The sequence below is a fragment of the Rhodococcus sp. M8 genome, assembly GCF_015654185.1.
GTDB classification, from domain to species: domain Bacteria; phylum Actinomycetota; class Actinomycetes; order Mycobacteriales; family Mycobacteriaceae; genus Rhodococcus; species Rhodococcus aetherivorans.
Map to the genome: position 1 here is coordinate 4,595,197 of NZ_CP064065.1, position 21,931 is coordinate 4,617,127.

Annotated in this window: 24 protein-coding genes; 12 read left to right on the forward strand and 12 right to left on the reverse strand. The window is 72.7% G+C overall.

Features of this window, described 5'->3' with window-relative positions:
* Positions 1-9 precede the first annotated feature (9 nt).
* Positions 10-774: a PIG-L deacetylase family protein gene (locus ISO16_RS20825; protein WP_029540736.1), complete on the reverse strand. Its 765-nt coding sequence runs from the start codon at positions 772-774 to the stop codon at positions 10-12.
* A 106-nt stretch (positions 775-880) separates the two neighbouring features.
* Here ISO16_RS20825 and ISO16_RS20830 point away from each other — a divergent pair, with 106 nt between their 5' ends.
* On the forward strand, positions 881-2,080 hold the full coding sequence (locus ISO16_RS20830) for an acyl-CoA dehydrogenase family protein (protein WP_072634227.1): 1,200 nt from the start codon (positions 881-883) through the stop codon (positions 2,078-2,080).
* 24 nt (positions 2,081-2,104) lie between these two features.
* On the opposite strand, the gene ISO16_RS20835 is transcribed toward ISO16_RS20830, so the two are convergent.
* Positions 2,105-4,963 (reverse strand): ATP-binding protein, encoded by a 2,859-nt coding sequence (locus tag ISO16_RS20835; RefSeq protein ID WP_072634228.1) that lies wholly within the window; start codon positions 4,961-4,963, stop codon positions 2,105-2,107.
* A 48-nt stretch (positions 4,964-5,011) separates the two neighbouring features.
* Positions 5,012-5,629, reverse strand: coding sequence for a YrhK family protein (locus ISO16_RS20840; protein ID WP_072634229.1), 618 nt, complete (start codon positions 5,627-5,629; stop codon positions 5,012-5,014).
* A 158-nt stretch (positions 5,630-5,787) separates the two neighbouring features.
* On the opposite strand from ISO16_RS20840, the gene ISO16_RS20845 reads away from it, so the two are divergent.
* A complete protein-coding gene (locus tag ISO16_RS20845) occupies positions 5,788-6,228 on the forward strand; it encodes an OsmC family protein (RefSeq protein ID WP_006947898.1) in 441 nt (146 codons plus the stop codon).
* 79 nt (positions 6,229-6,307) lie between these two features.
* Here ISO16_RS20845 and ISO16_RS20850 read toward each other — a convergent pair whose 3' ends face one another.
* Together ISO16_RS20850 and ISO16_RS20855 are read right to left on the reverse strand one after the other, a co-directional pair.
* On the reverse strand, positions 6,308-6,811 hold the full coding sequence (locus ISO16_RS20850) for a DUF1990 family protein (RefSeq protein WP_072634230.1): 504 nt from the start codon (positions 6,809-6,811) through the stop codon (positions 6,308-6,310).
* Between the two features lie 10 nt (positions 6,812-6,821).
* Positions 6,822-7,148, reverse strand: coding sequence for an antibiotic biosynthesis monooxygenase family protein (locus tag ISO16_RS20855; RefSeq protein ID WP_006947900.1), 327 nt, complete (start codon positions 7,146-7,148; stop codon positions 6,822-6,824).
* A gap of 32 nt (positions 7,149-7,180) precedes the next feature.
* Here ISO16_RS20855 and ISO16_RS20860 point away from each other — a divergent pair, with 32 nt between their 5' ends.
* Complete coding sequence (locus tag ISO16_RS20860) at positions 7,181-7,921, forward strand: alpha/beta fold hydrolase (RefSeq protein ID WP_072634231.1); 741 nt, start codon at positions 7,181-7,183, stop codon at positions 7,919-7,921.
* Here the strand turns inward: ISO16_RS20860 and ISO16_RS20865 are convergent, their stop codons facing one another.
* Complete coding sequence (locus ISO16_RS20865) at positions 7,922-8,812, reverse strand: A/G-specific adenine glycosylase (RefSeq protein ID WP_029540757.1); 891 nt, start codon at positions 8,810-8,812, stop codon at positions 7,922-7,924.
* 95 nt (positions 8,813-8,907) lie between these two features.
* On the opposite strand from ISO16_RS20865, the gene ISO16_RS20870 reads away from it, so the two are divergent.
* Positions 8,908-9,534 (forward strand): carbonic anhydrase, encoded by a 627-nt coding sequence (locus tag ISO16_RS20870; protein WP_006947904.1) that lies wholly within the window; start codon positions 8,908-8,910, stop codon positions 9,532-9,534.
* Positions 9,535-9,592: 58 nt separating this feature from the next.
* On the forward strand, positions 9,593-10,369 hold the full coding sequence (locus ISO16_RS20875) for a hypothetical protein (protein WP_072634232.1): 777 nt from the start codon (positions 9,593-9,595) through the stop codon (positions 10,367-10,369).
* 42 nt (positions 10,370-10,411) lie between these two features.
* Here the strand turns inward: ISO16_RS20875 and disA are convergent, their stop codons facing one another.
* Positions 10,412-11,497, reverse strand: coding sequence for a DNA integrity scanning diadenylate cyclase DisA (gene disA / locus ISO16_RS20880; protein ID WP_006947908.1), 1,086 nt, complete (start codon positions 11,495-11,497; stop codon positions 10,412-10,414).
* 97 nt (positions 11,498-11,594) lie between these two features.
* Here disA and ISO16_RS20885 point away from each other — a divergent pair, with 97 nt between their 5' ends.
* On the forward strand, positions 11,595-12,155 hold the full coding sequence (locus ISO16_RS20885) for a PaaI family thioesterase (protein ID WP_072634233.1): 561 nt from the start codon (positions 11,595-11,597) through the stop codon (positions 12,153-12,155).
* A gap of 12 nt (positions 12,156-12,167) precedes the next feature.
* Here the strand turns inward: ISO16_RS20885 and dinB are convergent, their stop codons facing one another.
* From dinB to ISO16_RS20900, 3 genes are all read right to left on the reverse strand, one after another.
* Positions 12,168-13,415, reverse strand: coding sequence for a DNA polymerase IV (dinB, locus tag ISO16_RS20890; RefSeq protein WP_083662388.1), 1,248 nt, complete (start codon positions 13,413-13,415; stop codon positions 12,168-12,170).
* 25 nt (positions 13,416-13,440) lie between these two features.
* A complete protein-coding gene (radA, locus tag ISO16_RS20895; protein WP_072634234.1) occupies positions 13,441-14,859 on the reverse strand; it encodes a DNA repair protein RadA in 1,419 nt (472 codons plus the stop codon).
* A 92-nt stretch (positions 14,860-14,951) separates the two neighbouring features.
* The gene (locus tag ISO16_RS20900; RefSeq protein ID WP_050034536.1) at positions 14,952-15,590 is read right to left on the reverse strand and encodes a hypothetical protein; all 639 of its coding nucleotides are present in this window, start codon (positions 15,588-15,590) and stop codon (positions 14,952-14,954) included.
* Between the two features lie 287 nt (positions 15,591-15,877).
* On the opposite strand from ISO16_RS20900, the gene carD reads away from it, so the two are divergent.
* The 6 genes from carD to ISO16_RS20930 all read left to right on the forward strand — a co-directional run bounded on the left by carD (position 15,878) and on the right by ISO16_RS20930 (position 20,561).
* Positions 15,878-16,366, forward strand: coding sequence for an RNA polymerase-binding transcription factor CarD (gene carD / locus ISO16_RS20905; protein WP_003935974.1), 489 nt, complete (start codon positions 15,878-15,880; stop codon positions 16,364-16,366).
* Positions 16,367-16,393: 27 nt separating this feature from the next.
* Positions 16,394-17,086 carry a 2-C-methyl-D-erythritol 4-phosphate cytidylyltransferase gene (gene ispD, locus ISO16_RS20910; protein WP_006947915.1) on the forward strand — a complete coding sequence of 231 codons (693 nt, stop codon included), beginning with the start codon at positions 16,394-16,396 and terminating at the stop codon, positions 17,084-17,086.
* Entirely contained in the window at positions 17,087-17,563 is a 477-nt protein-coding gene (gene ispF / locus ISO16_RS20915; RefSeq protein WP_029540770.1) for a 2-C-methyl-D-erythritol 2,4-cyclodiphosphate synthase, read from the forward strand. It abuts the gene before it with no gap.
* An 11-nt stretch (positions 17,564-17,574) separates the two neighbouring features.
* Positions 17,575-18,969: a cysteine--tRNA ligase gene (cysS, locus tag ISO16_RS20920; protein ID WP_072634235.1), complete on the forward strand. Its 1,395-nt coding sequence runs from the start codon at positions 17,575-17,577 to the stop codon at positions 18,967-18,969.
* A complete protein-coding gene (gene rlmB / locus ISO16_RS20925) occupies positions 18,969-19,931 on the forward strand; it encodes a 23S rRNA (guanosine(2251)-2'-O)-methyltransferase RlmB (RefSeq protein ID WP_029540775.1) in 963 nt (320 codons plus the stop codon). Before cysS ends, rlmB begins: the two co-directional genes overlap by 1 nt.
* A gap of 144 nt (positions 19,932-20,075) precedes the next feature.
* Entirely contained in the window at positions 20,076-20,561 is a 486-nt protein-coding gene (locus ISO16_RS20930) for a hypothetical protein (protein ID WP_072634236.1), read from the forward strand.
* A gap of 12 nt (positions 20,562-20,573) precedes the next feature.
* Here the strand turns inward: ISO16_RS20930 and ISO16_RS20935 are convergent, their stop codons facing one another.
* Together ISO16_RS20935 and ISO16_RS20940 are read right to left on the reverse strand one after the other, a co-directional pair.
* On the reverse strand, positions 20,574-21,443 hold the full coding sequence (locus ISO16_RS20935; protein ID WP_072634237.1) for a biotin-dependent carboxyltransferase family protein: 870 nt from the start codon (positions 21,441-21,443) through the stop codon (positions 20,574-20,576).
* Between the two features lie 49 nt (positions 21,444-21,492).
* Complete coding sequence (locus ISO16_RS20940) at positions 21,493-21,924, reverse strand: STAS domain-containing protein (RefSeq protein WP_072634238.1); 432 nt, start codon at positions 21,922-21,924, stop codon at positions 21,493-21,495.
* Positions 21,925-21,931: the final 7 nt, after the last annotated feature.

Sequence of the window (21,931 nt, forward strand, 5' to 3'; positions counted from 1 at the left end):
CCCGGCCCGTCACCGCGCCACTGCGGTTCTCGTCGCCGCATCGCCGCGGTCCGGGACGCGAGGGGCGGCGACGAACGCCTCCTCCGCGATCTGGGCCGCGTAGACCGCCGGGTCGATCCGCGCGACGAGGTCGGCGGTCTGGGTCGCCATGGCCCGCAGCGCGGTGAGTTTGCGGTCGAGCGCGAGCCCGTGCAGCCGGACGTGGACCGCGAGCCGCTCTTCGCGCACGCCCGTGGGGCGCTCGTCGCTCATGTACATGCCCCATTCCTCGTAGAGGTCCCGGAACCGGTCGAGATGCTCCACGGTGGGGGTGGCGTACAGCAGCCGGGAACGGCAACCGCGGTCACGCCAGGCCCGGGTGACCCAGCGGTGCACGGCGGTGTGGTCGGGGTGGTAAGTCATCCCGTCGGCACCGAAGGTCAGGATCGTGCCGGGGCGGACGTCGTCGAGGAGCCGTCCGGCCCACGCGAGACCGGTGTCCTCGTGCTCGGCGAGGGCACCGTCCGGCAGGCCGAGGACGTGGTGCTCTTCGACACCGAGGACGGCCATGGCGGCGGCCGCTTCCCAGCGGCGTACCCGGCCCAGCCGCTCCGGAGGCCACGATCGGGGGTCGGCGGTTCCGTGCTCGCCGGCGGTGGCCGAGGCGCACACGACGCGCCGGCCGTCGTCGCGGGCGGCGGCCATGACGCCGGCGGCGAGGTAGGTCTCGTCGTCGGGGTGGGCCCAGATCGACAGGATCGTCCCGGACAGGGGCAGGGATGTCGTCGCGTTCATGCCTCTCACGGTCCGTGCGGGCCCTGCCCCGGCGCTCCCGCGCGCTCTCGGCGCGCTGGGATCCGGTGGGAGCGCGGTGAGAGCAGGCGGGCGCATCGTCGTGGCCATGGACACCACACTCACCATGAACCCCACCCGGAACCGGACCGCGGCCGAGTTGCCGACCGAGATGCTGGAGCGGTTCCGATCCCGTGCCGGCGAACTCGACCGGTCCAACTCCTACTTCGACGAGGACCTTGTCGAGCTGCGGGCCGCCGGCTATCTCGCCGCCGCCGTACCCACCCGCTACGGGGGATGGGGCCTCGATCTGGCCCGGCTGGCCGCGAGCCAGCGGCGCCTCGCCCGCTACGCCCCGGCGACCGCGCTGGCGATGACGATGCACTCCTACTGGATCGGGATCGCCACCGAACTGGAACGCACGGGCGACACGTCGCTCCGCTGGATCCTGGAGGCCGCGGTGGCCGGCGACGTGTTCGCCGCCGGACACGCCGAGACGGGCAACGACATCCCGGTGCTGCTGTCGACGTGCCGGGCGCAGCGCGTGGCGGGCGGCTACCGGCTCACCGGCCGCAAACAGTTCGGCTCCAACGGTCCGGCGTGGCGGTGGCTCGGCGCGCACGCCGTCGACGCGGACGCGGCGGGCGGGCCGCACATCGTGCACGCCTTCGTCGAACGAGGCAGCGCGGGGGTGAAGGTCGTGGAGACGTGGGACACCCTCGGCATGCGGCCGACGCAGAGCCACGACACGGTTCTCGCCGACGTCTTCGTGCCCGACGACCGCATCGGGCGGGTCGTCCCCGCGGGCGACGGCAGCGACCCGTTCCTCGTGGCGATGACGATGTGGCCGCTCTCGCTCATGGCGGCGGTGTACCTGGGGATCGCCGACCGCGCCCTGGAACTCGCCGTCCGCAGCGCCCGGCGCAAGACCTCGGTGGCGATCGAGCGGGGCGCGTACGCGTACAACCCGTTCGTGCAGCACCGGGTCGCGGAGATGTATCTCGAGCTGGACGCCGCCTCGGCGACGCTCGACCGGTTCGTCGCGGACTGGGTGGCCGGCACGGATCACGGCGACGAGTGGGTGCCCAAGGTGTATGCGATGAAGTGGCGGGCGGTGGAAGCGGCCAAACGGGTCGTCGACATCGCCCTCGACGTGGCCGGTGGCGCCGGCATGTTCACCGGGAACGAGCTCGAACGCCTCTACCGCGACGTGCGGTGCGGGGGATTCCACCCCGGCAACGACGCGCTCACCCACGAACTCGTCGGCAAGTCGCTGCTCGGCATTCTCGGCGAACAGCCCAGGTGGTGAGGTCGCGGCTCCCGGCCCGGGCGGTCACAGCGCGCGGAGCGCATGCTCGGCGGCGGCCTCGCCGTCGAGCATCGCGCCGTGTCGTCGCGCCGCCTCGTACGCGTCGTCGCCGAGCTCGGCGCGCAGTCGCGCGCCGAGCTCGTCCAGGGCCACCTCGTCGGCGCCGAAGATGCGATGACCGGCCGCGGTCGCGCGCACGGCCCCCTCGAGCACCGCGGCGTCGCGGTAGCGGTCCAGGCGTTCGAGAAGCCCGGCGATCGAGCGCAGCATCGTCCACTGCGTCGACCACATCCCGGCGCGCCGCCAGTGCGGGATCAGGCGCCGGTACTCGTCGGCGGCGGCCGCCGGGTCACCGATCCGGGCGTCGATGGACGCCTTCGACGCGCCGGCGAGACCGGTCACGAACGAGGCGTTCGTCTGTTCCGCGATGTCCAGTGCCCGAGCGAAGCGCGCGCGGGCCCGTTCGACGTCGACTGCCAGATCTGCCTCCCCGGCGCAGTGCCAGACATACGCGGCGTGCGGGGTGCGTGCGTCGGCGACCTCGGCGAGGAGGGCCTCGGCCTGCTCGACGGCGGCCGGGTCACCCGCATAGCCCAACGGCAGCAGCTCGGTGGCCCGCGCCATGAGCCGCTGCGCCGGGTCGTTCGCGGCGGCCGCGGCGGCCCGCCGGTACCAGGCGGCGGCCTCGTCGAGATGCCCCTCGAACAACTCGTAGCTCCCGCGAACGGTCATCGCCTCCGCCGCCGGCTCGGTCTTCGCCCGCTCGACGGCGCGCAACGCAGCGGCGCTGAGCCGGCCCGTCTCGGCCACGTCGCCGGACATCCATGCCGCGTAGGCGGCCACCACCCGCACGCGCGCGGCGAACGGGCTCCGGCCCTCCGGATCGGCGTCGATCACCAGCCGCGCCCAGCCCAGCACGTCCGGTCGCAGCCGGAAGATCCCGTAGTCCAGCAGGGCATTGACGAGACGACCCGCGAGCGTGACCTCGTCGTGGTCGAGCAACCAGCCGAGCGCGCTGCGCAACTCCGGTACGGCGGCATCGATCTGCGCCAGGACCGGCTCGCCCGGCTGCAGCAGTCGTGAATCCGCCCGGTCGACCCAGTCGGCCAGGTGCCGGGCGTGCCGTTCCGCGACGAGGTCGACCCGGCCCTCGCGGGTGAGTTGTTCGGCGCCGAACGCCCGCAGCGTCTCGAGCAGCATGTACCGGCGGCCGGGTATCCGCATCACCAGCGAGCGCTCCACGAGGTGTGTCAACGCCGCGGTGACCGTCCCCGGATCCGTGCCGCAGACCGCCGCGGCGTCGGCCGCGTCGAACGAGCCCGAGAACACCGACAGTTCCGCGAAGGTCCGCTGCAGATCCTCCGCGAGCAGCCCGAACGACCACGACACCGCCGCGGCCAGCGACCCGTGCCGCGGCGACGTGCGGTACCCCGACGCCAGCAGCTCGAAGCGGTGGTCCAGGCCCGCGGCGACCTCCGCGACCTCGTGGGTGTGCAGGCACGCGGCTGCCAGCTCGATCGCCAACGGCAACCCGTCCAGGCGCCGCACGATCTCGGCGATGCAGGCGAGTTCTCGCCCGTCCGGCTCGAAGCCCGGGACGACGGCCCGCGCCCGCTCCTCGAACAACCGCACGGCCGGTGCGTCCTCGCCGTCGTACGACAGCGTCGGCACCTGGCGGACGTGCTCGCCTACGACTCGGAGCCGCTCCCGGCTCGTCGCCACGATCCGCACGTGCGCGCAGGTGGCGAGCAGGCGTTCGACGACAGCGGCGATCGGATCGAGCACGTGCTCACAGTTGTCGAGCAGCAGCACGAGCTCGGTGTCGCCCAGCACGTCGGCCACCCGCTCGGCGAGGGAGGTGCCGGGACGGGCGTCGATCCGCAGGGCGGCGGCGGCCACGTCGACCGCGGAGTCCGGGTCGGCAGTGGCCAATTCGCACAACACCACCGGCCGATCCGGTCGGGCGGCCCGGAGCCGGTGCCCGACCTCGAGGAGCAACCGGGTCTTGCCGACCCCGCCCGGACCGACCAGGGTCACCAGGCGCCCGGACTCCGCCAGCTCGGTCACCGCCACCGCCAGGGCGTCCCGGCCGACGAGCGACGTCGCCGGAACCGGCAACCGGCCCACCGGCGCCCACACCCGGTCGGCGGCACCGGCGAGCAGTTCCGCGTGGTGAGCCGCCAGTGCCGGCGACGGTTCGATGCCCAGCTCGTCGCCGAGCAGCCGCCGGAAGTCGTCGTAGACCCGTAGCGCCTCGGCCCGGCGTCCGGTCGCCGCGAGCGCCGTCATCAGCAGCGCGCGCGGCCGTTCCCGCAGCGGCTGCGCGTCGGCGAGCGCCACCAGTTCGGCAACGAGGCCGTCGGTGTCGCCCCGTCCGAGCCGCACCTCGGCCCGGACCTCGTGGGCCCGGGAACGCAGCTCCTCCAGCCGCGTCGCCTCGGCCCGGGCCTCGTCCACCTCGTCGAGTTCGGGGTAGGCGGGGCCCTGCCAGCGCGCGAGCACGGCGTCGATCTCGGCCGGCACGCCCGCATCCCCCGTCGCCCCCGCGCTCAGGGCCACCACGAGCCGGTCGGCGTCGACCTCGACACCGGCCGGATCGAGCCGATAGCCCTCACCGACGGACTCGATCAGGCCGTCGGGCAGACCACGGCGAAGCCGGAACATGTGGTTCTGCAGGGCGGCGGCCGGATCCGCCGGTCGCCTGGACGGCCACAGGGCATCGACGGCGGAGTGCGCCGGCACCACCCGGCCCCGCCGGAGCACCAGCAGTGCCAGCAGGCGTCGCTGCAGCAGCCCGTCGGGAGTGATGTCGCGCCGATCCGCATCCAGCACGCGGAGCGGGCCGAGTACCTCGACTCGCGCCCGGTCGCCACCCGTGACCACGGAACCATTGGACCACTCCCGCCGGTCTCCTGCCGAGACCCGGGGCCTTCACGTGCGATGCGGTTCCGGCGGATCGGCGGGCCGCATCCACAGCGCCGCGACGAGGAAGCACACCGCCCCGACGAACGTGCCGAGGTCCGCGAGCCGCGGCGCGAGTGTTTCGCCGGCCGGATCGATGTGGGCGCCGACGGCCGAGGCGCCGAATGCGAGCGAACCGAGCATGTTCAGCCACGTGCTGCGCCAGTTGCGGGCGTGCGGATCCCACAGCGCATCGGTGTCGGTGGTGGCCACCACCGCCAGTGCGCTGCTGACGAGGAAGCACACCGACCCGACGGCGTCGGGCCGCCACACCAGGTTCTGCTCCTCGGACGCCGTCAGGCCGGCGACGAGCGCGAATCCGGTGCTCACGTTGAACGCGAGTGTGCCCGCCCACTGCACCGCGGCCGACCACCAGTCGTACCGGTCCACGCGCGTCGCCGCGGGCGGGCGGTGCGTCAGCAGCAGTTGCACGGTCGCTGCCGCGGTGAAGAACCACGAGCCCACGAAGTAGAGCAGATTCGAGGTGGCGGCGGGGAGGACGAGCACGCCGCCGGAACCGGCGGCGAACAGGGCGGAGCCGATGACGAACAGCCGCGACTCGCGGCGCAGCGTCGGCCGGGTGAACACACCCGCGAACCTAGCGGGCGCGGCCCGCCGCCGTGCAGGAGGGGCGGCCCGCCGCCGTGCAGGAGGGGCGGCCCGCCGCCGTGCAGAACCGGAGCCGGGCCGCGCGACGTGGCGTAGGTTCGGCGGGGGAGGACACCCCACGACGAAGGGACCGATCGATGCCCACACGTACCGCTCGCACCGCCTGGAACGGTGGCCTGCAGGACGGCGCCGGACAGGTCGAACTCACCAGTTCCGGCCGCGCCACGTTCGACGTCTCGTTCCCCAAGCGGGCCGCCGAGGACGCCGGCGGCACCACCAGTCCGGAGGAGCTCATCGCCGCGGCACACTCGTCGTGCTACGCGATGCAGCTCTCGGCGCTGATCGCCGAGGCCGGCGGCACGCCGCAGAGCCTCGACGTCACGGCCGACGTCTCGCTCGGCCCCGACCCGGACGGCGGTTTCCGGCTCACCGGCATCAAGCTGACGGTGCGCGGCGAGGTCGACGGCCTCGATGCCGACGGGTTCGCGAAGGCCGCGCAGGGGGCCAAGGAGGGCTGCCCGGTCAGCAAGGCACTGACCGGGGTGGACATCACGCTCGACGCGGCACTCGAATCCTGAGCGATTCCACCACCGCGGGTGCGCACCCGCTGCGGCGACGACCGTGTCGTCCCCTGCACCCGCGCACCCGCGGTGTGGGTCACCGTCCGGCGAGCGCGTCGAGGTAGCGGCCCATCATCCACCGCTGAGCGAGCGGCAGGACCGGCGCGCCGAGGCGGGTGAACCATCGGCCGGGGCGGGAGACGGCGCTGATGTGGCCGAACACCGCGCCGTCGGACCGTCGCTCGACGACGAACGCCTCCTCACCGCTGACGGGGTGACCGTCGAGGGTGCCGTACGCGAAACCGCGGCGATCCGGCTCGTCGACGACGTAGACCACGCGGCACCACGCACCCCAGCGCGCCGGACCGAACGGTGGATCCAGCCGTACCTCCAGTCCCGCCCGCGGCCGCGGAGTATTCGCATCGACGCGAAACCCCGCATGCCGCTGCATGTTCCAGCTTTCCAGTGCCCGAACGGCGGTGCGGAACGCGACGTCGCCCGAGCCGAGGCGGCGGGTGAGGTGCGCGTGCCGGAACCCTGCCGGAACCCTGCCGCGCGTGGCGCCGACGTGCGGGTAGTTGAACGAGCGCTGCGCGTTCACGGCGGCGCGCTCAGCCCTGATCGGTGTCCTCGCCGGCGGCCTTCACGTCGAGCACGACCTCGAATTCGAGCAGCGACGCCCCCGACGCGACCGGCCGCTTCGCCTCACCGGCGTGCGCCTGCCGGGCCGGGCCGTCCCGCCACGCCGCGAACGCCTCCTCCGACTCCCACTGGGTCACCACGAAGTAGCGCGTCTCGCCCTGCACCGGCCGCAGGAGCTGGAAACCGAGGAAGCCCGGGGAGTTCTCCACGGTGTGCGCGCGATGCGCGAAGCGCGTCTCCAGTTCCGGGCCCGCGCCCTCGGGGACCTCGATTGCATTGATCTTCACCACTGCCATGGCGGCGAGCGTACTCCGCTACCTTGGCGGTTGTGTTGCACGACGAAGGTGGTTCCGGGCGGCCGATCCTGCTGCTGCACGGCCTGATGGGCAGCTCCCGCACGTGGCGCCGGCAGTTGCCGTGGCTGCGCGCGCACGGCCACGTCCACACCTTCGACGCCGCCGGCCACGGCCGTCCCGCCCCGGATCGGCTCACCACCGAGGCGTTCGTCGCAGACCTCGCCGCGCACCTCGACGGCATCGGTGAACCGCTGGTGGTGATCGGGCACTCGATGGGCGCCCTGCACGGGTGGTGCTTCGCCGCCGCGCACCCCGACCGGGTGGCCGCGCTCGTCGTCGAGGACATGGCCCCCGACTTCCGGGGCCGCACCGCGGCGGACTGGGCCGCGATGATCGCGCGGTGGCCGCAGCCGTTCCCGGACGAGGAGGCGGTCGTCGGCTACTTCGGCGACGTCGCCGGCCGGTACTTCCTCGACTCCTTCGAGCATCGGGCCGACGGCTGGTACCTGCACGGCGAGGTGGCCACCTTCCGCGACATCTCCGAGGAGTGGGGCGCCCGGCACTTCTGGGACCAGTGGCGGTCGATCTCGGTGCCTGCCCTGCTCGTCGAGGGGGAGTTCACCATCACCCCGGAAGGACAGATGCGGCGGATGGCCGACGAGCACCCCGGGGCCCGGTACGCCCGGATTCCGGGCGCAGGGCACCTGGTGCACGACGAACGCCCCGACGAATACCGCGCCGAGGTCGAACGATTCCTCCGTACCCTCGCCTGATCACGCCTGGCCGGCGAGGCCTTCGCCGGCGAGCGCGAAACGTCCGTCGTCGGTCTGTTCCACGAGACCGTCCACGAGCAGCGAGTGCAGCGCCCGGTCGCGCTGCCCCGGATCCGTGAGCCACACCCGGTCCAGCACCGGCCGCTCGACCGGGACGTCGCTCTCGCGCAGCACCGCCATGAGCTTGCCCCGCACCTGACGGTCGGTGCCCGTGAACTTCTGCACCCGTCGCGGCGGGCCGTCGTGGGCGGGCCGGCCGGCCTCCACCCATGCGCACCGCGGCAGCGGGCACCGGGCGCAGTCGGGCGAGCGGGCCGTGCAGATGGTCGCACCGAGTTCCATCAGGGCTGCGGAGAACGTCGCCGCCCGCTCGCGGGTTCGCGGCAGGAGCGATTCGACGTCGGCCAGGTCCCGGGTGACCGACGGATTACCGGGTTCGGCGGCACCGTGCACCGCCCGCGCGACGACGCGACGGACGTTCGTGTCCACCACCGGGACGCGCCGGCCGTACGCGAAGCAGGCGACCGCCCGGGCCGTGTACGCGCCGATGCCCGGCAGCGACAGCAGCACGTCCACGTCGGCAGGGACCACGTCGCCGTGCTCGGTGGCCAGGACCCCGGCGCACTCGTGCAGCCGCAGCGCCCGGCGCGGATATCCGAGCCTGCCCCAGGCGCGCAGGACGTCGGCCTGGCTCGTCGCGGCCATCATCGACGGCACCGGCCACCGCTGCACCCACTCCAGCCAGATCGGTGCCACGCGGGCCACCGGCGTCTGCTGCAGCATCACCTCGCTCATCAGGATCTGCCACCCGGTGACGCCCTCCTCGCGCCACGGCAGATCCCTCGCCTCGGCGGCGTACCAGCGCAGCAGGGCGGTCGCGTCGACCGGCATCTCTCACATCCTCCCGTCCCGTTGTCGGCCCGATTTAGCCCCGCGGTAACTCCACCGAGCGGGATGCGTCACAGTAAGGGATGGATAATGCCCTTATGCCTAACTCCAACCCCATATCCGCGTGGAAGGCCCTGACCGAGGGTAACCAGCGTTTCGTCAGTGGTACCCCGCTGCACCCCAGCCAGGGCATCGACCACCGTGCCACCCTCGTCAACGAGCAGCACCCCATCGCGGTGCTCTTCGGATGCGGCGACTCGCGGGTGGCCGCCGAGATCATCTTCGACCAGGGCCTCGGCGACATGTTCGTCGTGCGCACCGCCGGACACGTGATCGACAGCGCGGTGCTCGGTTCGATCGAGTACGCGGTCGGCGTGCTGAACGTGCCGTTGATCGTCGTGCTCGGTCACGACAGCTGCGGCGCGGTCAAGGCCACCCTGGACGCCCTCGACAAGGGAGACATCCCGCCGGGATTCATCCGGGACATCGTCGAGCGCGTCGCGCCGTCGATTCTCATGGGCCGCAACGACGGGCTGTCGACGGTCGACGAGCTCGAGGGCCGCCACGTGGTGGAGACCGGGAAGCTGCTCAGCCAGCGGTCCCAGATCATCGCCGAGCGCATCGCCAAGGGGCAGTGCGCCATCGCGGGCGTGACCTACAAGCTCTCCGACGGTCACGTCCAGTTGCAGGGACACGTCGGCGACATCGGTGTGACCGTCGACTGACGCGACACGCCGACCTCGGTGCGGCGACGCCTCGCCGGTGGCACATACCGTGTGAGGCGTGCTTGAACCGACCGGGCCGCTGCCCCCCGAGATCTACTGGCGTCGACGCGCGCTCGCCGTGGGTGTCGGCGTGGTCGTGCTCGCGCTCGTCGTGTGGCTCGTCCTGTCCCTGACCGGCGGGGGCGACGACCCGGAGCCCGACCCGGCGGCCGCCGGCGTCCTGACGTCCGAGACCAGCACCACCCGCACACCCACCAGCAGCACCGGGAGCGAGGAGGCCGACGGCGTCGCCGCCGTCGGCCCCGGCGGGTCCTCCGGAGGCTCCGATTCGGGGTCGTCGCAGTCGGGGTCGTCGCAGTCGGGGTCGTCGCAGTCGAGCACGACGTCGGGGTCCGCCGGGTCCTCGAGTTCCGCGGCGGCGAGTGCGTCCGCCGTCGCGGCCGGGCAGTGCCCGGACCAGTCGCTCGCCGTGCGGGTGACCGCGGACCGGCCCAACTACCAGGTGGGCGAGGAGCCCGAGTTCACCATCGTCATCACGAACATCGGCACGGCCGCCTGCGAGCGCGACCTCGGCGCGGGCCTGCAGCAGGTGCTGGTCTACTCGCTCGACGGCAGCCGGCGGTTGTGGGCGAACACCGACTGCTTCCCCGAGTCCACCGCCGATGTGCGCAAGCTGGCCCCGGGTGACCAGGCCGCCTTCGCGGTGAAGTGGTCCGGAACGACCTCCGAGCCCGGTTGCCAGGCGCCGCGGGAGCGGGTTCCGGCCGGGGCCTACACGGTGGTCGGCCAGCTCGGGGGCCTGCGCAGCACGCCGGAGCCGTTCAACATCGCCTGACCGGCCGACACCGCCCGACCGGCGCGCCGCCGTGCTCGCGGATCAGTCGTACGGGCCGCTGATGGACGATTCCGCCAACCGCGACAGCCCTTCGCGGATGTAGCGGGCCCACAGCCCGCCGATGCCCTCCACGGACTGCAGGTCCGCCGCCGTCGCCGCCAGCAGGCCCTGCAGGCTCCCGAACGAGCCGACCAGCCGATGGATCTGCGACGACTGCAGCCGCGGCACCCGATGCAGCACGCGGTAACCGCGCGGACTCGTCGCCGCGTCCAGCGCCTCGATCGTGCCCGGATACCCGAACACGCGCGCCAACGTCGTCAGATCCAGCAGATCGACGTCGGTGAGCCGGTCCAGCGCGGCGAGGGTCTGCTCGACGGCGACGAGCTGCGGCGCCTCGGTGCCGGCCAGATAGTCCCGCACGATCAGCTGCCGGGCCAGGTCGTTGTCGCCCACCAGCTCCTCGAGCTGCAGTGCCAGCTGCCGCCCGTCGGTGCCCAGTTCGAGCACCTCCTGTTCGATCTCCACCGAGACGCGGCGCACCATCTCGAGCCGCTGCGCGACGGTAAGTGCGTCGCGCAGCGTCACGAAGTCCTCGATCTCCACCACCGACAGCTGCCGGGTGACCTCGTCCAGTCGCGACTTGTAGCGCTCGAGCGTCGCGACGGCCTGGTTGGCGCGGGAGAGAATGGTCGCCGAATCGTTGATCACGTGCCGCTGGCCGTCGACGTAGACGGTCACGATGCTCATCGACTGGCTCACCGACACCACCGGGTAGCCCGTCTGGATCGCGGTGCGCTCGGCGGCGCGGTGCCGCGTGCCGGATTCGACGGTGGGGATCCGGTGATCGGGTACCAGCTGCACGTTGGCCCTGACGATGCGGCCGCCGTCGGTGGACACCACGACCGCTCCGTCCATCTTCGACAGCTCCCGCAGCCGGGTGGGGGCGAACTCCACGTCCAGCTCGAAGCCGCCGTCGCACAGCGCTGCCACGTCGTCGTCGAACCCGAGAACGATCAGGCCCCCGGTGCGGCCGCGCAGGATGCGCTCGAGTCCGTCGCGCAGGGCGGTGCCGGGCGCGAGCCGGGCGATGGTCTCGCGCAGCGTCACGGACGGTGCCACATCGGTCATCGATGGATCCTTCCCGTGTCCGGCCGGTGCGGCGAACGTCACTTCGTGTCGGTCCGCCGGGTGGAGCCGACCGAACCGCCGACTAGATTACTGCCCCATGAGCGGTACCTGGACCCTGCCCGACGACCTCACCCTTCCCAAGCTTCCCGACGACCATCCCGGGACAGGCGCGCCGATTCCGTCCCATTGGAGCAAGTGCTTCGGCTGCGGCGACGACCAGCCCGCGGGAATGGCGATGCAGTTCACGTTCGGCGAGGGTCTCGAGATCACCGGCATGCTCGACGTCGCGAACCGCTACCAGGGCGGTCCCGGCTTCATCCACGGCGGGATCCTGAGCACGGCGTTCGACGAGGCGCAGGGCATGGCATGCATGGTGCTGCGCCGGCCCGTCGTCACCGGCCACCTGCAGATCGACTTCGCCAAGCCTATCCCGCTCGGGTCGGTGCTCGAGCTGCGCGCCCGGATCGACGGGACGGTGCGCCGCAAGGTGTACACCAGCGCGGAGGCCCGCATCGTCGAGGGACCGTTCGCCGACCCGGACGTCGTCGTCGCGACGTCGCGCGGGTTGTTCCTCACCGTCGGCGCGCAGCACTTCGACAGGGCCAAGGACTTCGTCGACGGGGTACCCAGGTCGCCGCACGGCACCTCGTCCGTGTAGCCGCCCCGGTCATCACTCCGGCAGGAGGGGCACGGCCGGGTGCGGACGCCGGCCGAGCAGCGAGGCCGACGTGAGCGCCCGCGTGCCGAACCGGCCGTGCACGTCGTCGAGCACGGCGTCCAACGCGTGGCGGTCGACGGGCGGATGGCCGGCCGCCGCACCGTCGGAGGCCGGTTCGTCGAACGGCAGCTCGAGCTGTTCGGTGTCCGCGGAGTCGAGATTCGACACGGCCACGCCGATCAGGGTCAGCCCCCGATCGGCGACCAGCGGCCCCGCTTGCGCCAGCAGTTCCCGCGCGGCGCCGAGGACGACGTCCGTCCGGGCGGTGGGTCCGTGCAGCGTGTGCGACCGCGTCACCCGCGTGTAGTCGGCGAAGCGCAGGCGCAGCACCACGGTGCGACCGGGCCGCCCGGCCGCGCGCATGCGGCCGGTGACCCGTTCCACCAGCATCCGCAGCGTCCCGTCGACCTTCTCGGGATCGTGTCCGGCGGCGCTGCGGGGCCGGCCGAGGGCGTGCTGCGCGCCCATGGACCGGCGCCGGTGGTGGGGGCGGACCTGTCTCGGATCGTGCCCGTGCGCGAGCGCGTGCAGGTGACGTCCCATGGACGTGCCGAGCAGGGCGACGAGCTCGACCTCGCTCTCCCGCGCCAGGTCGGCCACGCGACGGATGCCGTGCGCGTGCAGGGTCGCGGCGGTGACCTTGCCGACGCCCCACAGGCGTTCGACAGGCAGCGGGTGGAGGAACTCGAGTTCCCGGTCGGGAGGCACCACCAGCAGCCCGTCCGGCTTGGCGACGCCGCTCGCGACCTTCGCGAGGAACTTGGTCCGGGCCACCCCCACCGTGATCGGCAGCCCCACCTGTTCGGCGACGTCGCGCCGCAGCCGGGTCGCGATGTCGGCCGGGGTGCCGCCGATTCGCCACAGCCCGGCGACGTCGAGGAAGGCCTCGTCGATGGAGACGGCCTCGACGAGCGGCGTGGTCTGCTCGAACACCGTGAACACGGCGCGGCTGGCCCGCGCGTACGCGTGCATGCGCGGAGGAACGACGATCGCCGCTGGGCACAGGGCGCGGGCGGCGCGCCCGGGCATGGCCGTCGCGACGCCGCAGGCCTTGGCCTCGTAACTGGCAGCGAGTACGACGCCACCCCCGCCCACGATCACGGGCCGGCCGCGCAGGCCCGGGTCGTCGCGCTGCTCGACGGATGCGTAGAACGAGTCGAGATCGGCGTGCAGGATGGTCGCGTGACCGGACACGAACACATGTTCGCATCCGGTTCCGACACGTCTACATGCCCAGCGCGGCGAGCGCCTGGCCGACGTTGCCGACCTCGATCGGATCCCCGGCGGAGGCCGGGGACCGCAACGTGCGGCCACCCACCGGGGCCGCCGCGGGTTCGTGCGGCACGATCGCGCGGGTGAATCCGAGCCGCCCCGCCTCCGCGATGCGCCGCCCGACCCCGGTGACCCGGCGGACCTCGCCGGCGAGGCCGACCTCGCCGAGCAGCACCGTGCCCGGCGGCAGAGGGCGCTCACGTGCGGCCGACGCGACCGCCAGGGCCAGGGCCAGGTCCGCGGCCGGATCGGTGATGCGCATGCCGCCGACGGTCGAGGCGTAGACGTCGCACTTGCCGAGCGGCAGCCGGCATCGCCGCTCGAGTACCGCCAGCACCATCGCGACCCGTGCCGCATCCAGGCCGCTGACCGCGCGCCGGGGTGCGGGGTTCTGCGTCGGCACCACCAGCGCCTGCAGTTCGCCGAGCAGCGGCCGCTTGCCGTCCATGGTGACGGTGACGGCCGTGCCGGCCACTTCCTCGGTCCGATGGTGCAGGAACAGGCCCGACGGGTCGCTGACACCGACGATGCCGCCCTCGGTCAGTTCGAAGCAGCCCACCTCGTCGGCGGCACCGAAGCGGTTCTTCACCCCCCGCACCATGCGCAGGGTGGAGTGCTTGTCGCCCTCGAAGTGCAGCACCACGTCGACCAGATGCTCGAGCGAACGCGGACCCGCCACCGCACCGTCCTTGGTGACGTGCCCGATGAGCAGCACCGGGACGCCGCTGGCCTTGGCGAGCGAGGTCAGCGCGCTGGTCACCGCCCGGACCTGGGTGACGCCGCCGGACACGCCCTCCACGTCGGCGGCGAGCATCGTCTGCACGGAGTCCACCACCAGCAGCGTCGGCTTGACCTGCTCGATGTGTCCGAAGATGGTCGCCAGATCCGACTCGGCGGCGAGGAAGACGCGTTCGTGCACCGAACCCGTGCGGTCGGCGCGCAACCGTACCTGTCCCGCCGATTCCTCCCCGGTGACGTAGAGGGCCCGGTCGTCGCTGCCGCGCCGCGCCCAGCGGTGGACCACCTCGAGCAGCAGGGTGGACTTGCCGACGCCGGGCTCCCCGGCGAGCAGCACCACCGAGCCGGGAACGACGCCGCCGCCGAGCACCCGGTCGAGTTCCTCGATGCCGGTGGGCTTCGCGTGGGTGGTCCGGCTGTCGACGAGGGTCAGCGGCGTGGCCGGGGTCGTGGGGAGAAGTGCCGCGGCCCCGGCGCGGGCGAGCGAGGTGCCGGGCCGCGACGCCACCGCGGCAGGCAGGGCCGGCGCCTCGTCCATCGAACCCCACGTCCCGCAGTCGGGGCAGCGGCCGACCCATTTCGCGACGGTGTGCCCGCAGTCGGTGCAGCGGTAGATCGACTTCGTCTTTGCCACCGCGTCAGCCTAGGGCCGGGGGCCGACACGAAACCGGGGCCCGGGGCGAGCGGAGTGCTCGCCCCGGGCCCCGGGTGCGTCGGGGGTGCCGGTCAGTGACCCTCGCCCTCGACCGGCGACTTCTCGGAGACGTTGCGCTCGACGTCCGGTCCGGCGTCGACCGGGACCTGCATGGTGACGTCGCCGGCCTCGGCGAAGGTGAACGTGACCGGGATGGTCAGGCCGGGGCGCACGCCCTCCTTCAGTCCGGTGAGCTCGACCTGGGCCACGGACGGGGTGTCGGAGGACTCGGCGGCCTCGGCGGGACGCGGGGACTCGTCGGTCGCGGCTTCGGCGGTCGCGTCCTCGGCGAGGGTTTCGCCGGTCAGGCCGGCCGAGATCGAGGCCTGCGGCTCGATGCGCAGGCCGGACACGCCGGTGGCGGAGGACGCGAAGTCGGTGGTGATGCGGGTCAGCTCGTCGGGGGTGGTCTCGCTCAGGTTGACCACGGTGAAGCCGAGCGCGGCCTTGCCGCCGGGTTCGAGGCTGTACTCCTCGGAGTCCGGGTAGATCACGTGCACGTTGCGCAGCGCGATGTTTCCGAGCTCGGCGCTGTTGCCGTTGACCGCGGCCACCTGGGTGGCGGTCTGGCTGATCTGACCGGCGCCGCAGGCGGACAGCGTGAGCGCCGCACCCGCGGCCAGGGCGAGAGCGGTCGCGACTCGGCGAGTCGGCGCTTTGGGAGCAGTCACGGGTTGTCCTCCACTCGAGTAAGGCTCGCAATCCACTAGGCAGAGTAGTAGTCGAAGGGCGCCGAGTCTGCGCCGGGGGCGGAAGTCGGGGCTTTCGTCCCCCTCGGGCCGCGTCCGCGGGGCCGCGAAGGGCCGCTCCGGGCGGTGTGTCGAACATCACCGGATGCACGTAACCGGTTGGCTGTCAAGTCCTACGCGCACGCGTCTGTGCCCCTGACCTGCGCCGTTGATGAGAGCCGGACGTAAGCACGTGTTAAACTCGAAGAATCGAAAGGGGCACGGGACACATGATTTTCAAGGTCGGAGATACCGTCGTATACCCCCATCACGGTGCGGCGCTGATCGAAGCTATCGAAACGCGCACCATCAAGGGTGAGCAGAAGGAATATCTGGTTCTGAAAGTCGCCCAGGGCGACCTGACGGTTCGGGTACCTGCGGATAATGCAGAATACGTCGGCGTTCGCGACGTGGTCGGGCAAGAAGGCCTCGACAAGGTTTTCCAGGTGCTGCGCGCACCGCACACCGAAGAGCCGACCAACTGGTCGCGGCGGTACAAGGCCAACCTCGAGAAGTTGGCCTCCGGAGACGTGAACAAGGTCGCCGAGGTCGTGCGCGACCTGTGGCGGCGGGAGCAGGACCGCGGCCTGTCCGCAGGTGAGAAGCGGATGCTGGCCAAGGCGCGGCAGATCCTCGTCGGCGAGCTCGCGCTCGCGGAGGGCACGGACGACGTCAAGGCCGACAGCCTGCTCGACGAGGTGCTCGCCGCCGCTTCCTGAGCGGCCGCGCGAACTGCAGAATTACAGATGAGCGATCGCAACGGGCCGGTCGTCGGAATCATTCCGGCGGCCGGCCGTGGTGTACGTCTGGGCGAATCGCTGCCCAAGGCGTTCGTCGAACTCGACGGGCGCACGATGCTGGACCGGGCAGTGGAGGCCATGCTGGCCTCGGCGGTGGTCGACCGCGTGGTCGTGGTGGTGCCGCCGGAGCTGGTGGCGTCCGTCGCGGCCACGGCGCCGGCGCGGGTGTGCGTGGTGGCGGGCGGCGCGGAGCGCACCGATTCGGTGCGCGCCGGGCTGGCAGCGGCGGAGGACGCCGCCTACGTCCTGGTGCACGACGCCGCACGCGCCCTCACTCCGCCGCGGTTGTTCGCCCGGATCGTGGTGGAACTGCGCGGCGGACGGTCCGCGGTGATCCCCGTGCTGCCGGTCGCGGACACCGTCAAGAGCGTCGACCGCGACGGCCGTGTCACCGGCACCCCCGACCGGTCCGTCCTCCGGGCGGTACAGACCCCGCAGGGATTCGAGGCCGGACTGCTGCGCCGCGCCAACGCCGGCGCCGGGGACGCGACCGACGACGCCGGTCTCGTCGAGCGCCTCGGCGAGGGCGTGTACACCGTCCCGGGCGAACCGCTCGCCTTCAAGATCACCACACCGCTCGATCTGGTCCTGGCCCGTGCCGTGCTCGCGGCCGGGGCCCCCGTCGGACAGGAGAGCTGAGTGCGCGTCGGGATCGGAACCGATGTCCATCCGATCGAGCCCGGACGGCCGTGCTGGCTGGCCGGTCTGCTGTTCGAGGACGCCGACGGGTGTGCGGGGCATTCGGACGGTGACGTCGCGGCCCACGCGCTGTGCGACGCCCTGCTCTCCGCGGCCGGCCTCGGCGACCTCGGTTCCGTCTTCGGCACCGGCCGGCCGGAGATGCACGGCGCGAGCGGTGCGGCCATGCTCGCCGAGGTGCGGCGCCTGCTCGACGGCGGGGGCTTCGCGATCGGGAATGCCGCCGTCCAGGTGATCGGGAACAGGCCCAGGATCGGTCCCCGCCGCGACGAGGCGCAGCGGGTGCTGTCCGAGGCGCTCGGGGCGCCGGTGTCGGTGTCGGCGACGACGACGGACGGCCTCGGCCTGACCGGGCGCGGCGAGGGCGTCGCGGCCGTCGCGACGGCACTCGTATTTTCGCGCGACGACGACCGGTAGGATGGCCGGTCGTGACCTTGCGCTTGTTCGACACCGAATCGCGGGCCGTGCGGGATTTCGTTCCGCTGGTCCCCGGCCGGGCTTCGGTGTACCTCTGTGGCGCGACGGTCCAGGGTGAGCCCCACATCGGTCATGTGCGCAGCGGCGTCGCCTTCGACGTGCTGCGGCGCTGGCTCATGGCGAAGGGCCTGGATGTCGCCTTTGTGAGAAACGTCACAGACATCGACGACAAGATTCTGCGCAAGGCCACCGAGGCGGGCCGGCCCTGGTGGGAGTGGAAGACGACCTACGAGCGGGCCTTCGCCCGCGCCTACGACCAGCTCGGTGTGCTGCCGCCGTCGGTGGAGCCTCGCGCGACGGGTCACGTCACCCAGATGGTCGAGCTGATGCAGCGCCTGATCGACGCCGGGCATGCCTACGCGGCCGACGGGAACGTCTATTTCGACGTGCTCAGCTACCCCGAGTACGGCCGGCTGTCGGGCCACCGGATCGACGACGTCCATCAGGGGGAGAGCGCGGGCAGCGGCAAGCGGGATCCGCGGGACTTCACCCTGTGGAAGGCGGCGAAGCCGGGCGAGCCGTCGTGGCCGACGCCGTGGGGCCGCGGCCGCCCGGGCTGGCACCTCGAGTGCTCCGCGATGGCCGAGTACTACCTCGGCGAGTCCTTCGACATCCACTGCGGCGGAATGGATCTCGTCTTCCCGCACCACGAGAACGAGATCGCCCAGGCCAAGGCCGCCGGCGACGGGTTCGCGCGGTACTGGCTGCACAACGGCTGGGTCACGATGGGCGGCGAGAAGATGTCCAAGTCGCTCGGCAACGTGCTGTCCATCCCGAACGTGCTCGCCCGGGTGCGGCCCCAGGAGCTGCGGTACTACCTGGGAAGTGCCCACTACCGGTCCATGCTCGAATACTCCGACGCCGCGCTGCACGAGGCGGCGGCGGGGTACCGCGGCCTCGAGGCGTTCGTCCTCAAGACCCGGGACCGGGCCGGCGACATCCCGGTAGGAACGTGGACCGAGGAGTTCGCCGCGGCGCTCGACGACGATCTCGGCGTCCCGAAGGCGCTCGCCGAGATCCACGGCCGGCGCAGCGAGGGCAACAAGGCGCTCGACGCCGGCGACCTGGACACCGCGGTGCACATCGCCGCGCAGGTACGCGCCATGCTCGGCATCCTGGGGGTGGACCCGCTCGACCCGCACTGGGCCGAGGTGGCCGGCCGCGACTCGGCGGCCCTCGAGGCCCTCGAGGTGCTGGTGGCTGCCGAACTCGACCGCCGGCAGACGGCGCGGGCCGCGAAGAACTGGGCGCTCGCCGACGAGGTGCGCGATCGATTGACGGCGGCGGGCATCGAGGTGACCGATACGCCGAACGGACCCGAGTGGTCCCTGAAAGCAGGGCAGTGATGGCTGGAAATTCTCAGCGACGAGGTGCGGTCCGCAAGGGCGGCACCAAGAAGGGCCAGGTCGTCGGGTCCGGCGGGCAGCGCCGCCGCGGCCTCGAGGGCCGCGGTGCCACCCCCAAGGCCGAGGACCGGCCGTACCATCCCGCCGCGCGGCGCGCCCGCGCCGCGGCGAAGGCCGCCGACAAGCGCGGCCGCAGCACCGCCGGCCGCAAGGGCGAGGACGGGCCGGAGATGGTGCTCGGCCGCAACCCGGTCGTGGAGTGCCTGCGCGCGGATGTTCCCGCGACGGCGCTGTACGTCGCGGTCGGCGCCGAGGCGGACGAGCGCCTCAAGGAGGCCGTGCAGCGGGCCGGGGACGCGGGCATCTCGATCCTCGAGGTTCCGCGCGGCGAACTCGACCGTCTCACCGCCAACGGCATGCACCAGGGCATCGGGTTGCAGGTCCCGCCGTACCGCTACGCCCATCCGGACGACCTGCTGGCCGTCGCCCACGACCACCACGAGCGGCCGCTGCTGGTGGCCCTCGACAACATCACCGATCCGCGGAACCTCGGCGCGGTGATCCGGTCGGTGGCCGCGTTCGGCGGGCACGGCGTGCTGATCCCGCAGCGGCGCAGCGCCGCGGTCACGGCGGTGGCGTGGCGGACCAGCGCGGGTGCCGCGGCGCGCCTCCCCGTCGCCCGGGCGACGAACCTGACGCGCACCCTCAAGGAGTGGCAGTCCCGGGGCGTCCGGGTCGTCGGGCTGGATGCGGGGGGCGACACCAGCCTCGACGAGTTCGACGGCACCGATCCGGTGGTGATCGTCGTCGGCTCCGAGGGCAAGGGACTGTCGCGCCTGGTCCGCGAGACGTGCGACTCGATCCTGTCGATCCCGATGGCCGGCGACGTGGAGTCGCTCAACGCGTCCGTCGCCGCCGGCGTCGTCCTCGCGGACATCGCGCGTCAGCGCCGCCTGCAGTAGTCCCGGATCCGCGCCGACGGTCGGCCGCGGCACCCATCGAGGTGGCGGCCGACCGGGGAACCACGCGGCCGGATGTTCCGGGGAACGGTTCCGTCCCCGACTGCGTCGAATCGGGTAGAGCGATCGACCGCGGACGGGGGACACATGGCACATCGAACCGAATTCACCGGACGGATCGAGATCGATCCTCCGCTGAACCGGCAGGAGATCGACTTTCTCGTCGCGTTCGCCGGCCCGGCGAGTGGCCCGCACCGGTCGCCCGCCGACGGACTGCCCAGGCGGGGGCGCCCGCTGTCGTGGTGCCAGTGGGTGCCCACCGCCGACGGCACCGCACTCGGCTGGAACGGCGGCGACTGCTTCTACTTCTACACGGAGTGGCTGGCCTACCTGATCGACACCTTCCTCTCGCGCCGGGCGCGGGTGCGCCGCGCGTCGCGGGGCCCGCGTGCGACGGTCCCGGCCGGATGCACGGGTTTCACGTTCGACCACGTGCTCGACGGCACGGTCGACGTCCGCACGCCGGCCGGTACGTTGCGGCGAATCACCGTGCGGGACAATCGCGTCGAGGAACACCTCGTTGCGGGCCCGGGCCTCGCGGTCCGGTCGTCGAGCGATGCGGCGGTGTCCTGACCGGTCGCGGGGTCACCGCGTGAGGGTGGCGACGAACCGCACCCGGTGCCCCGGCTCGAGCTGCGCGGCGACGGGAAGATCGGCGGGCACGACGACCGCGATCACCGGGTGGTCGCCGACGACGGGATGGTCGGCCAGGAACAGGATGGGGTTGCCGTCCGGGGGAACCTGCACCGAGCCCGCGACGGTCGGCTCCGGGCGGTCGGTCCCGCCCCGCGCGAGATGCAGCCTGCCCGGGCCGTGCAACCGGATCCCGACGCGGTCCAGTTGTGGCGTCACGGTCCACGTCTGGTGCAGCAGCGCGTGCACCGAACCGGCGCTGAACACCTCGGAGTGCCGGCTCAGTCGCACACGCAGCATCGCCGGATCCTCGATCGGGGCCGGCGGCGGGATCTGCTCCTCGATGGGCAGCTCGCCCGCCAGGGTGCCGACCGGGAGCCGGTCGCCGTCCCTGATCGGGGCGGGGCCGGTCCCGGTCAGGGTGTCGGTGGATCGGCTGCCGTGGGTCTCGGGCACGTCGATTCCGCCGCGCACCGCCAGGTACGAGCGCAGCCCCCTCGACGGGCTGCCCAGCGCCAGCACGTCACCGTCGTCCAGCTTCAGCATCGCGTAGTCGGCCTCGGGGTGGCCGTCGACGGTCACCGGCACGCGGGCGCCTGTCACCGCGACGACGTTCGCGCCGATGCTGCGCACGGTCAGCCCGCCGGCGGCGACCTCGAGGGTCGCGGCGGCGGGCTCGTTGCCGACCAGGCGGTTGGCGGCGTCGTGCGCCGCGCGGTCGGCGGCGCCGGACGTGCCCAGCCCGTGGTCCCCGTGTTCCGGCCGGCCGCGGTCCTGGACGGTGGTGAACATCCCGCTGTGGACGACTTCGAGCCCCTGCATGGGGAAATTGTCCCCGGAACCGCGGGGGTGCCGGGGGCGTCTTCGCGAATCAGCTCGCCGCGGAGCAGGGCGGTTCGACGGCGGTGACCAGCGGGCCGCCGGCCGGAACCAGGGAGCCGACGGCCGAATCGAGGTTGTCGTGCAGATTCAGGCGGGAGCGGGCCCCGGCCGCGGCGATCGTCCGGCGGACGCGTCCTGCCGGGGCGACGACGGCGACGGTGCCGGGATGGGCGGAGGTCGCGCGCAGGAGGATCGTGAGGCCCACTGCGCCGAAGAAGGTGACGCCGCCCATGTCGGCGACGAGGGCACGGCCGCGATGGGCGTTGTCGAGCGCGGAGCGCAGCAGGTGCGCGGTGGTCATGTCGATCTCGCCGGCGACCGAGAGCACGGCGTATCCGGCACGTTCCGACAGGGTGGCTCCGAAGGCCGGCGACGGTGCAGGGGAATCGGATGGAGTCTCGGGAGTAGTGGGGTCGATCATCGGCACG